General features: G+C 57.5%; 12 protein-coding genes. 3 read left to right on the top strand and 9 right to left on the bottom strand.

The features are described from left to right. Positions 1-182: 182 nt before the first annotated feature. The gene (locus tag ACPUC7_RS06920) at positions 183-2,444 is read right to left on the bottom strand and encodes a molybdopterin-dependent oxidoreductase (protein WP_494922288.1); all 2,262 of its coding nucleotides are present in this window, start codon (positions 2,442-2,444) and stop codon (positions 183-185) included. Between the two features lie 196 nt (positions 2,445-2,640). On the opposite strand from ACPUC7_RS06920, the gene galR reads away from it, so the two are divergent. Further along, positions 2,641-3,642 carry an HTH-type transcriptional regulator GalR gene (galR, locus tag ACPUC7_RS06915; protein WP_343552397.1) on the top strand — a complete coding sequence of 334 codons (1,002 nt, stop codon included), beginning with the start codon at positions 2,641-2,643 and terminating at the stop codon, positions 3,640-3,642. Positions 3,643-3,709: 67 nt separating this feature from the next. Here the strand turns inward: galR and ACPUC7_RS06910 are convergent, their stop codons facing one another. Then, the gene (locus ACPUC7_RS06910) at positions 3,710-4,159 is read right to left on the bottom strand and encodes a GNAT family N-acetyltransferase (RefSeq protein WP_494922287.1); all 450 of its coding nucleotides are present in this window, start codon (positions 4,157-4,159) and stop codon (positions 3,710-3,712) included. Continuing rightward, complete coding sequence (gene lysA / locus ACPUC7_RS06905; protein ID WP_494922286.1) at positions 4,159-5,412, bottom strand: diaminopimelate decarboxylase; 1,254 nt, start codon at positions 5,410-5,412, stop codon at positions 4,159-4,161. Before lysA ends, ACPUC7_RS06910 begins: the two co-directional genes overlap by 1 nt. A gap of 111 nt (positions 5,413-5,523) precedes the next feature. Between lysA and ACPUC7_RS06900 the strand changes: the two genes are divergently transcribed. Then, positions 5,524-6,444, top strand: a complete 921-nt coding sequence (locus ACPUC7_RS06900; RefSeq protein WP_494922285.1) for a LysR family transcriptional regulator — start codon at positions 5,524-5,526, stop codon at positions 6,442-6,444. On the opposite strand, the gene ACPUC7_RS06895 is transcribed toward ACPUC7_RS06900, so the two are convergent. After that, the gene (locus ACPUC7_RS06895; RefSeq protein ID WP_494922284.1) at positions 6,441-7,604 is read right to left on the bottom strand and encodes an MFS transporter; all 1,164 of its coding nucleotides are present in this window, start codon (positions 7,602-7,604) and stop codon (positions 6,441-6,443) included. The genes ACPUC7_RS06900 and ACPUC7_RS06895 overlap by 4 nt on opposite strands. A gap of 363 nt (positions 7,605-7,967) precedes the next feature. Here ACPUC7_RS06895 and ACPUC7_RS06890 point away from each other — a divergent pair, with 363 nt between their 5' ends. After that, complete coding sequence (locus ACPUC7_RS06890) at positions 7,968-8,594, top strand: serine protease (RefSeq protein ID WP_494922283.1); 627 nt, start codon at positions 7,968-7,970, stop codon at positions 8,592-8,594. Positions 8,595-8,641: 47 nt separating this feature from the next. Here ACPUC7_RS06890 and ACPUC7_RS06885 read toward each other — a convergent pair whose 3' ends face one another. From ACPUC7_RS06885 to ACPUC7_RS06865, 5 genes are read right to left on the bottom strand one after another with little or no spacing between them, the layout of a single operon-like run. Beyond that, positions 8,642-9,313 (bottom strand): DUF1989 domain-containing protein, encoded by a 672-nt coding sequence (locus ACPUC7_RS06885; RefSeq protein WP_494922282.1) that lies wholly within the window; start codon positions 9,311-9,313, stop codon positions 8,642-8,644. 13 nt (positions 9,314-9,326) lie between these two features. Then, the gene (locus tag ACPUC7_RS06880) at positions 9,327-9,992 is read right to left on the bottom strand and encodes an amino acid ABC transporter permease (RefSeq protein WP_494922281.1); all 666 of its coding nucleotides are present in this window, start codon (positions 9,990-9,992) and stop codon (positions 9,327-9,329) included. Beyond that, positions 9,992-10,642 (bottom strand): amino acid ABC transporter permease, encoded by a 651-nt coding sequence (locus tag ACPUC7_RS06875; RefSeq protein WP_494922280.1) that lies wholly within the window; start codon positions 10,640-10,642, stop codon positions 9,992-9,994. Before ACPUC7_RS06875 ends, ACPUC7_RS06880 begins: the two co-directional genes overlap by 1 nt. A 3-nt stretch (positions 10,643-10,645) precedes the next feature. After that, a complete protein-coding gene (locus ACPUC7_RS06870; protein ID WP_494922279.1) occupies positions 10,646-11,293 on the bottom strand; it encodes an urea carboxylase-associated family protein in 648 nt (215 codons plus the stop codon). Continuing rightward, complete coding sequence (locus tag ACPUC7_RS06865; RefSeq protein ID WP_494922278.1) at positions 11,277-11,912, bottom strand: DUF1989 domain-containing protein; 636 nt, start codon at positions 11,910-11,912, stop codon at positions 11,277-11,279. Before ACPUC7_RS06865 ends, ACPUC7_RS06870 begins: the two co-directional genes overlap by 17 nt. Between the last annotated feature and the right edge of the window lie 2 nt (positions 11,913-11,914).

Below are 11,914 nucleotides of genomic sequence, written 5' to 3'. Positions count from 1 at the left end.
TCGTTAGCAAAAAAAAACCTGCGCATCTGCGCAGGTCGGTGTAATCAAGAAAACTTTTTGATGTTCACCCATCAATACCTCTGGGACCCTGACTGTAGCAAGGGGGCACGATGGGAAACCATCGCCTAAACGCAACAGTTACCGGCAAAATGTAACCAGCGATGAGATTATTCGTTGCCCATTCACATCAGATGTTTTTTGATTTCCACCAGGCAACTCATGGCGTTTGGCCCTTGGGTTAATGACGAGGTGCCGATATCCAGCGTCAGCACATTCGGGTTGCCTGCGCGATCATACGGTTGCCACGCGCGACCAAAACCCGGATCAAACCACGCGCCGGTCGAGATGATCACTACGCCCGGCGTTAAGCCGTCGGTGAGGCTGACGCCCGCCAACATGCGGCCACGCGCGTTGCTGACTTCAATCGCATCGCCATCCTGAATCTCGCGCGCGGCGGCATCGTGCGGATGCATATACAAGGTTTCGTGTCCGGCGGTTTTGTTGGCCTGCACCGACGGCGTGGCGTCCATCTGGCTGTGCAGGCGATCTTTCGGTTGGATCGAGATCATATGCAGCGGGAACTGCTCACTGAGCGGCGCGCCAAGCCACTCTTGCGGCTCGCGCCATTCCGGATGTCCGGCGAAATCATCCAGTTGATAATCGGCGATGGTTTGGCAAAACAGCTCGATCTTGCCGCTGGCGGTTTGGATTGGATGGCTGGCCGGATCGGCACGGAAATCATCCATAAACACGTAAGGTTTGCCGCCTTCAGGGATCTCGACAAATCCGCGTTCCCAGAACTCACCAAACTCCGGGAAATGAATATCTTTGCGCGCGTGGGCCACCGCGCATTGCTGATACAGATGCTCAATCCATTGCATCTCGTTGCGACCTTCGGTGAACACCTCGCGATAGCCAAGGCGGTCGGCGATGTCGGCGAAGATATCAAAGTCGTTGCGTGCCTGATGCTGCGGCTTAATCGCCTGATGCATCGCCAGCACAAAGCGATCGCGCGATGAACCGCCGATATCGTTGCGCTCCAGCGTGGTGGTGGCCGGCAACACGATATCCGCCATCTGCGCCGCCGGCGTCCAGACGATGTCCTGCACAATCACCGTATCCGGACGCTGCCAGCCTTCGACCAGACGATTAAGCTGTTGATGATGATGGAACGGATTGCCGCCCGCCCAGTGCACTAAATGGATATCCGGATAGTGCAGCGTTTCACCCTGAAAACGATACGGCTGGCCGGGATTGAGCAGCATGTCGCTGATGCGCGCCACCGGAATGGAATGATTGCCCGGATTCGGCCCGGTGCTCATCAGCGGCGCAGGGCCATCCTGACGCGGATTGCCGACGCTGTTCATCGAGCCATGACCAAATGAGAAACCGCCGCCCGGCAAGCCTGGCTGACCCAGCATCGACGACAGCGCAATCATCATCCAGTACGGCTGTTCACCACGATGCGCGCGCTGCACCGAATAGGAACAGGTAATAAAGCTGCGTTTGCCGATCAACTGCTGTGCCAGCAAAGCGATGCGCGCCGCCGGAATGCCGGTAATGCGACTGGCCCACTCTGGCGTTTTGGCGATGCCATCGCTTTCGCCCAGCAGATAATCACGCAACTGCGGCCAGCCGGTGCAATGGCTGGTGAGGAAACTTTCATCCACGCCATTTAGACGAGTGATTTCAAAACCCAGCGCCAGCATCAGCGCCACGTCGGTATTCGGGCGAATTGGGATCCATTCGGCGTTGACGAATTCCGGACAATCATCGCGCATCGGGCTGATGTTGATGATCGGCGTACCTTTGGCGCTCAACTGCTCAAGCGCCGGTTTCAGGCTGTGCTGCCCGGCTCCGCCCGACGCCACTTGCGCATTTTTCAGCGCCAAACCACCGAAAGCGATAAAAATCTCGGCGTGTTCGACCACTTCCGGCCAATCGGTAACGCGCCCGGTAAGCGGCATGTAGGTGCCAATCACGTACGGCAGGAAAAATTGCGCCGCGCCCCAACTGTAATTGCCTTGCTGATCGACACCGCCGCCGCCTTGAAAATAGAAGCGGCGAATCAGCGTGCGCGCATGGTTGACGCGGCCGGCAGATGACCAGCCATAGGAACCATTAAAAATGCCCGATGCGCCATAACGATCGCGCACGCGGCGATTCTCTTCGGCCACCAAATCCAGCGCGGTATCCCAGTCCACCGCCACGAAATCTTCGCGGCCTCGCAAGGTGCGATCGCTGTTCTCGCGCGACTTCAACCATGAACGGCGCACCATCGGCTGGCGGATACGTTTATCCGAATAGACCAACTCAGGAATGGTGTGCAGCATCGGCGACGGATCGGCATCAGCGAAGAACGGTTCGCAGCCAATCAGGCGATCGTTTTCGGTGACAGCGGTAAAAGCGCCCCAGTGCGCCAAATGTGGCACGCGATTTTTCATGGTTTTGGGTCCGGCAGGCAGGTGTGATTATGCATGGCAGCATAACATGAGGCTGATAGAGAGCTAAAGCAGCGCTGTGAGCGCCTGATTTTCCGTGCTTTTGCGACAGCGCTGACATTCTGCCGGGTTGCTACAGGGTGGCTTTTCCGTAACACTGGTGGCATGTGTAAACGTTTTCCCGGATGTCGATAATCGCATGGCTACCATTAAGGATGTTGCCCGTATGGCGGGGGTTTCGGTCGCGACCGTTTCCCGCGTTATCAATAATTCGCCCAAAGCCAGCGAGAGTTCACGCCTCGCCGTTACTCAGGCAATGGAGCAGTTGCAGTATCACCCGAACGCCAACGCACGCGCCCTGGCGCAGCAATCCACCGAAACCCTGGGTTTAGTGGTGGGCGATGTTTCCGACCCGTTTTTTGGCGCCATGGTGAAAGCGGTCGATGAAGTCGCCGGTCAAACCGGCAACTTTTTGCTGATTGGTAACGGTTACCACAATGAGCAAAAAGAGCGTCAGGCGATTGAGCAGTTGATGCGCCACCGTTGCGCGGCGTTAGTGGTGCATGCCAAGAAAGTGCCCGACCACGATTTAGAGATGCTGATGAAGCAAGTGCCGGGCATGGTGCTGCTAAATAGGCTGCTGAAAGGCTTTGAATCCCGCTGCATCGCGCTGGACGACCGCTACGGCGCGTGGCTGGCGACGCGCCATCTGATTCAGCAAGGCCATACGCAGATCGCCTTTATCTGCTCCACCCACACCATTTCTGATGCCGAAGATCGTCTGCAAGGCTATTACGATGCGCTGAAAGAGCACGGTTTACCGTGCAATGACCGCTTTGTCGCGTGGGGCGAACCGGATGAAGTCGGCGGCGAGCAGGCGATGACCGAATTGATGGGACGCGGCAAGCAGTTTACCGCTGTGGCTTGTTATAACGATTCAATGGCGGCTGGCGCGCTGGCGGTGCTGAGTGATAACGGCATTCGCGTGCCGGAAGAGATGTCGCTGATTGGTTTTGATGATGTGTTGGTGTCGCGCTATGTACGTCCGCGTTTGACCACGGTGCGCTATCCGATTGTCACCATGGCGCAACAAGCGGCGCAGTTGGCGCTGGCGTTAGCCAACGGCAGCCCGATGCCGGAAGTGACCAATATGTTTAGTCCAACGCTGGTGAGACGGCATTCGGTGAGCGGGCCGGGTTAAATTTTGGTGCGCAAAAATGCGCACCCTACGAAAGGCTGTTGTAGGGTCGGCATTTAAGCCGACCTGGTTATAAATCCCGCGCATACACCTTCACGCGCACATCCGGGAACTCCAGCGCCTCGCACTGATATTGCCAACCAAAGCGTTCGTAGTAGCCACCAAACGTTGACCACAACCACAGCTTGTCGTGTCCGCGCTGACGCGCAAAGTCGATCACATGCTGCTGCAACGCTTCGCTCAAACCCTTGCCGCGCGCGGACTCTTCCACATACAGCGCGGCCACCCACGGCGTGAGATCCTGGCGGCTGATTAAATCGCAGCGCCAAAATCCCACGGTGCCCAACGGGATATCATCTTCCAGCGCCACAAAGGTCACCGGATAATCAGCGCCGTTAAGACTGCTGCGCACGATGCTGTCATAAAACTCGCGCGAGGTGCCTTCTCCGAACGCTTGCCACAGCCAATCGGTGATTTGCGTGGCATGGTGCGGCACCTCGCTGAGCGCGACGATCTTCATCAGATCAGCTCCAGCGCCAGCAGCTCCTGAATGGTCTGCGCCCGGCGAATTTCGCGCGCTGCACCGTTTTCGAACAACACTTCTGGAATCAGCGGACGGCTGTTGTAGTTAGACGACATCGATGCGCCATACGCGCCGGTATCGTGGAACACCAGATAATCGCCGACCTGCGCCGCAGGCAGCGCGCGGGTTTCCACTTTGCCGCCTTCTAACTGCGTGAACACATCGCCCGATTCGCACAACGGACCCGCGACCACGCTTTCGACGTTCTCGTCACCCAGCGCGCGACCATCAACCGGCAGCAGCGATATGTGGTGATAGCTGCCGTACATCGACGGACGCATCAAATCGCTGAAACCGGCATCCACCAGCACGAAGTGGCGGCTGCCCATCTCTTTCACCGCGCGCACTTGTGAAACCAGCACGCCCGATTCCGCAACCAGGAAGCGGCCTGGCTCGATTTCCAGTTTTACCGGATGACCGAGGTGCGCGGCAATACGCTCACGCGCGCCATTCCATAAACCGTAATAGTGTTGAGTATCAATGGCTTCTTCACCAAAGCGATACGGAATCGATAAACCACCACCGGCAGAAATCGCTTCCAGATCCTGACCCAGCGTGACGACCTGATCGACCATCGCGTCACACACTTGTTGCAGGTGACCGTAATCGACGCCAGAACCGATGTGCATATGCAAACCGACCAAGCGCAAACCGTGCTGCTGAATAGCCGCCAGCGCTAATGGCAAATCCGCGTGCCAGATACCGTGTTTGCTGTTCTCGCCGCCAGTGTTGGTTTTCTGGCTGTGACCGTGACCGAAACCTGGGTTGATGCGCAGCCACACCGCGTGGCCCGGCGACACTTCGCCGAGTTGATGCAGCATGTCCACCGAACCGGCATTGACCGGCACTTTCAGCTCAGCGATGCGTGCCAAGGTTGGCTGATCAAACACATCGGCGGTGAACACGATATCTTCGCCGCCCGGCTGATAACCGGCCATCAGCGCACGCTCGATTTCACCCAGCGATACCGAATCCACTTTAACCCCCGCCGCACGCATCAGGCGCAGGATGTGAATGTTCGAGCAGGCTTTCTGCGCGAAACGCACCACATCGAAGGCGCTCAGTTGTGCGATGCGCTGCTGAATAATCGCGGCATCATAAGCCCAAAATGGACCCGCATAGCGTTGAGCCAGCGGCAGTAAATTGGTGGCGTTGAGCGCCGTTTCAGTGTTGTTCAGTGGACGTGGCATGGCTAATTCTCCTGTGTCATTACGGTTATTTAGCCACAGCCGGTCGATTCAGAAAAATATCTGTTTTAGCGACAGCTATGCAAATATGATATGGATTCTGCGGAGGGCGCGATGGCAAAAATTAACTGGCGACATATCGAAATTTTTCACGCGGTGATGACCAGCGGCAACCTGACGCAGGCTGCCACGCTGCTGCATACGTCGCAGCCGACGGTGAGCCGCGAACTGGCACGTCTGGAGCAACAGCTTGGTCTGCAACTGTTTGAACGGGTGCGCGGCCGCTTGCAGCCAACGGTGCAAGGTTTGCGCTTGTATGAAGAGGTGCAACGTTCGTGGTACGGCCTCGATCGCATCATGGATGCCGCCGAAGGATTGCGTCAGTTCCGTCAGGGAGAATTGTCGATCGCCTGTTTGCCGGTGTTTTCGCAATCGCTGCTGCCGCCGCTGCTGCAACCGTTTTTGCAACGTTATCCGCAAGTGAGTCTGAACATCATTCCGCAGGAATCACCGCTGCTGGAAGAGTGGCTGTCGGCGCAGCGCTACGATCTCGGTTTGACCGAAACCCAACATGCGCCAGCAGGCACCGAACGCGTGCCGCTGCTGACCTGCGATGAAGTGTGCGTGCTGCCGCCGCAGCATCCGCTGTGCCAGCGCGAGGTGCTGACGCCGCAGGATTTCCACGGTGAAAACTACGTCAGCCTGTCGCGCAGTGACAGTTATCGTCAGCTACTGGATTCGTTGTTTCATGAGCAGGATGTGGAGCGGCGTTTGGTGCTGGAGACGCACAGTGCGGCGTCGGTGTGTGCGATGGTGCGCGCGGGCGTGGGGATTTCGATTGTGAACCCGCTGACGGCGCTGGATTACGCCGACAGCGGTGTGGTGATGCGTCGTTTCAGTATTGCGGTGCCGTTTACCGTTAGCATGGTGCGGCCACAGCATCGGCCGGCTTCAGCGCTGGTCGATCACTTCTGCGACCACCTGCAACAGCAAGTGGCCGCGTTTCCGCAACGCATTGCCGAACGGCTGGCTTAGGCGCGCACGGTTTCGCCCTGCCCGCCGGATTTGCGGAAGGTGATCAGGCAGATCACCAAGCCCATCGCCGCCAATGCCGCTGCCGCAACCGGCACCGACGTCAAACCGTAACCTTTCTCGATCACCGCGCCACCGACCCACGCGCCGAGCGCATTGCCGACGTTGAAGGCCGAGATATTCAGCGTTGACACCAGATTCGGCGCATCTTTGCCGTGGCGCACCACGTTAATCTGCAAGCCCGGCACGGTAGCAAAGGTCGCCATCGCCCACAGGAACAGGGTGATTTCCGCCAGCCACAGCGCATGGCTGGTCCAGCTAAACAGCAACGAGAATACCGCGATCAGCACAAAGCTGAGGATCAGGCTGAACGACACTTTCCAGTCGGCCAGCTTGCCGCCGAGGATGTTGCCGACGGTTAAACCGGCACCGATCAGGAACAGCGTCCAGCTCACGCCACGATCGCTGATGCCGGTGACCTGCAACAGCAGCGGCGCGATGTAGCTGAACAGCGCAAACATCGCCGCCGCAAAGAACACCGTCATCAGCAGCGACAGCCACAGTTTGCCATTCGCCAGCGCGCTCACTTCACTCGCCAGATGCACCGGCTTCTCTTCCTTGTTGGTCGGCAAGCTGACAATCAAGGCGATAAAGGCAAAGATGCCGATAATCGCCACGCCCCAGAAGGTGGCGCGCCAGCCAAACATCTGACCAAACCAGGTGCCCAATGGCACGCCGAGCACGTTTGCCAGCGTTAAGCCGGTGAACATCAGCGCGACGGCAGAAGCTTGTTTACTCGGTGCCACCAGACTCGCCGCAACCACCGCACCAATGCCGAAGAAGGCGCCGTGACACAACGCGGTGACAATGCGCGCCAGCATCAGCAAGTTGTAGGTGTACGCCAATGCGCACAACACATTACCGATAATGAAGATGATCATCAGCAGAATCAGTGTGCGCTTGCGCGGAAGTTTGGCGGTCAGCAGCGCCATGATCGGTGCGCCGATAGCCACGCCCAGCGCATAACCGCTGATCAGCCATCCCGCCGAAGGAATCGACACTTGCAGATCGCCCGCCACATCCGGCAGCAATCCCATAATGACAAATTCCGTGGTGCCGATGGCGAACGCACTCAGCGCCAGCGCCAGTAATGCAACAGGCATAACACACTCTCCCAAATAATTTTGCAGGCGGGCCGCACAACGAACGTCGTACGGTTACAGCGGACGCTTATTAAAATTTGAACTGCGTCACATTGTCATTAAAGCATAGCCTTGTGGCAGCAACCACCCTGCCCACCGCAAAGCTATTTTGCTGCACGGGCAATAATCGCTGCGCGGGAAAATGACTCGACCTCACTACTAAGACAAATCGCAGATTCCGCGCTACGCTTGAAGCGGGATGTGATGCACATCACAACGACGTGGCTTTTGGCGAGAAATCAAACAGTAAAGAGTGGACGGGCACTGCCGATACCTCAATGGATTGACCGGTTATGTGATGTCAAAAAATCGAGGGGAGAGCGTATGCGATGGCTCATCGCGCTAGCAGTTGGCTGCCTGAGTGGCTGCTCTGTTGGCCATTACGAGTACAGTAAAGAAGCGGCAAAACGCGTCGATATGACCGTCACCGGCATTCCCACGGTGCTGGGCGTTGGTGCGTTGGGCACCACCATTCCTCTCACGCCCGAATACAGTCTGACCGCCGCGCACGTGGCGAAGTACTCGTTGTATCGGGTAAAGGCCTGGCATCCAGAGTGTGATATCGCCGTGGTGTATCACAAAAATAGCGAAGCCAATCTGCCGCCGCCGTTTCGCAATAGCCATATCGGCGACAGCGTGAATTTATACGGTTACAGCTTTATTTCGGCGATGCCGGTGGCGTCGAGCGGCAAGAATCTGATCAATACCACGCTGGCGAATGACTGGAATAAAGCCAGTTGTGTGGTAGTGGCGGCCAATGCCGGCGTGGTGAAAGGCATGTCCGGCGGCGCAGTGTATAACGCCAGCGACGATACGTTGGCGGGGGTGATTGTCGGGTATAGCAGCCAGATCGACGACAATAAGAGCGGCAAGACGCTGTATAAGAATGTGGCGTTGTATGTGCCGTATGCGCGTTTTCAGGCGTGGCTGGATGGGGTGGTGAAGTCTTAACATTGTGCGATGTTTAGCAAGGTCGCCATGAATGGCGACCCTACAAATCACGCTGGAACCCACGCACCCTGCAACTGCACCTGTGGGAAGCCGCTGGTCAAAATGCGCAGTTCAGCATCGCGCGGCGTGTTGTCGCCCTGCCCCTGAATGCTGACGATATCCTGCGGACACGCAGAGAACGCCACGAAGCAATCCATCTCGGCACGCAACACAATGTAGTCGCCGGGCTTGGTCACCACCGGCAGCGTCTTCAAGGTAATGCCGTCCGGCTGCACCTGAATGTTCATGAAAATATTAAACGACGCCAGATTGCCGTGTGGCAGCGCGACGCCCAGTTCACTCATGCCTTCGAACAAGTTGTCGTGGCAGTTGCGATGCGGCTCGGTGCAGCCCAACAGCTCATAACGGCGCGCGTCACACGCTGCCATAAAGGTGTCGTGCACGCCGGGCGAAGTATCTGCCACCAGGGTTAAAATCGGATGGCGCTGGCTGGTGATAAAGCTGTCGCCGACTTTAGGATTGAGGCGCTGATTCCACACCCGCGTCGCTTCCATACACATGTATTCACTGACGTTCTCGGCGTTATAGGCCCAACAATCCACCACTTGCGTACCGTGGGTGTTAATCACCTGCACCGCTTCGCCTTTCTTCAAGCGCACGGCTTTGCCGTAGCGCGCCGGGATGGTGATCGCTTCTCGATGCTGAAATTCAGCCGACATGTTGTTCTCCTGATTAATGCTGCATGGCGCGACGATAGCGCGTCATGCGAGATTCAAGGCCGCGCGCCAACCAATCGATGACGCTATTGAGCAGCCAGTAACAGAGCGCCACCGTGAGATAGATCTCCAGCGGCGCGTAGGTATCCGAAATCGCCTGTTTGGCGGCATACATAAACTCTTGCACCGAGACAATCGACAGCAGCGCCGAGTCTTTAATCAATCCGATCATCAACCCGACCAGCGGCGACAACATCTGCGGCAGCGTTTGTGGCAGCACCACATCGCGCAACTGTTCGCGGCGACTCAATCCCAGCACGCGACACGCTTCCCACTGCCCTTTCGGCAGCGCATCAATCGCCGAGCGAATCACCTGCGCGATATACGGCGCGTAATAGAGCGTGAGCGCCAGCACGCCAACCACCGGCGACGACAGCGTGATGTCATATTCCGGTAACACAAAGTAGAGCAGATAGATCACCACCAGCAGCGGTAGTGCCTGCGTTAAGCCGCTGTAAAGATTGAGCAAGCGCAGCCAGAACGGCGACGCGCGCATCAGTAACATCGCCAGCAGTGCGCCCCACGCCAGCGAACACAGTGCGGCGATAATGCACAGTTGCAACGTGGCGACTAAACCGTCCGCCAGCGACGGCAACGAACTAATGATTGCCTGCCAATCCATTACGCCAACCTCCGTTTTGCTTCGAGACGACGCGCCGCAGCAATCAGTGGCATGGCAATCAGCAGATATCCCGCCGCCACCAGCAGCAGCACTTGCGTAGCTTCATAGGTGCGGGCAATCACAATTTGTCCGGCGTAGGTCAATTCAGTGAGCGCCACCACCGACGCCAGCGGCGTGGTTTTTAGCAAGATAGTGAATTCATTGACCAGCATTGGCAGGCTGGCACGCATCACTTGTGGATTGATCACGTACCACCACGTCAGGAAACGACTCAATCCCAGCGTGCGTGCGGCCTCCAGTTGCCCGCGCGTCACCAAACTGCGGTTAACGCGCAGGATTTCCGCCACATACGCGCCACTGTTGAGGCCGATGGCGATCACGGCGGCCAACATCGGCTGTCCCCCCAGCCCCAAACGCGGCAAGGTAAAGAACACCACAAATAGCTGCACGATGGCGGGCGTTCCTCGCATCACGCTGACGTATGCACGACCCATGGCTCGCCAGATCCAGGCACGACGCAGTTGCAGGAAGCAGCCAAGCTGCCCCATCACCACGCTGACTAATGATGCCAGCACGGTGAGCGCCAACGTCATCAGCAGGCCGTGTCCGAGTTCCGGCAGCGCGGCCACTACCTGTTGATCCAGCCCCATGCGTTACTCCGCGTTAAAGTCGTACAGGTTTTCCGCCACCGACAACTGCAATGGCGCTGGCTGATCGTTGCCTTCAATGCCAGTGTTGCAGGCGGAGACGATGAACTGCGTATCCATCACCACGCGACAGGTAATGCTGTCACCGGCTTTGGTCAGGTTAGTTTCCGGCAGAATATCGCCTTCGCGCGTCAGTTTGACGTGCATAAACAGATTGATCGGGTCCGGCAACTTCGGCACTACCATGCCGAGGCGCGCCAGCTCGCCGCTTACCGCTTCCAGGCAGCCCTGGCCTTGATAGCCGCGTTCAGCCAGAAACGCGCTGGTCGAAGCGGGCAACAATAAGTCGTGACGCTTCACGCTGTCTTTGCCCAGCACCATCATCGGACGACGACGGTTGTTGACCAAACGCATACCGGAACCGAGCAGGTAACTGTTGCTGAATACCCGCGTGTGGTGCACCGACAGCCACACCGCCGGATCGGCGAGGCTAAAGCCAAACAGCGAAGCCACCGCGCCATCGCCTAATGCCGTGATGCGCAGTAACTGGCCGCGCAGCACGCGAATCGATCCCACGCTGCCGGGCGCAATCTCAACCGTCTCGGCTTGGGTACGCAGCGCGGTTTCCTGATAATTTTCACGCATTAACAGCATGATTGATCTCCTGTGCGTGAAAATGGTCGCTGACCACGATATCGATTGGCGTCACTTGCAAACCGTTGCCCGGAATGATGTCCTGCGGGCAGGATGACACCGAGCAAATCAGGTCGCACAACGCTTCAAAGGTGATGCTGTCGCCAGCTTTACTGTTGGGATCGGTCACTTCCATGCGGCCATCGGCGGTGACCGGGCCGTTCTGGAACAGGTTGAACGGTTCTGGCAGCGAGAAGTAAGTCACGCCAAATGCTTTCATCCCTTCCAGTAAGTTATCGACGCAGTTGCGATGCCCGTCGACGCCAAAATCAACGCTGAAACGGGTGCGATCGCAGGCCGGTACGTTGGCATCGTGAATGCCAATGCTGTCGGCGAGAATGCGCAGCATCGGGCGATTTTCACTCGACCACAACGCATCGCCGGGTTTGAAGAACAGCGAACGTAACTGCTGACGCGTGTGTACCGGCGACAGCTTTTCATTCAGGTCGTCTGCATTGACCGCCACGAAATCGGCGGCCTGCTGCCCTTCGCTGTCAATCACGGTAATAAACTGGCCTTTGCGTACGCGGAAAGTTTTCCCAAAGCCCGCAGGCACCGTCAGGTTGGTGGACTGGCACATAA

The organism is Pantoea sp. CFCC18179 (genome assembly GCF_059412405.1).
Note: the sequence above shows the minus strand (reverse complement) of the source record. Positions and strands in the feature narration are given on the sequence as shown.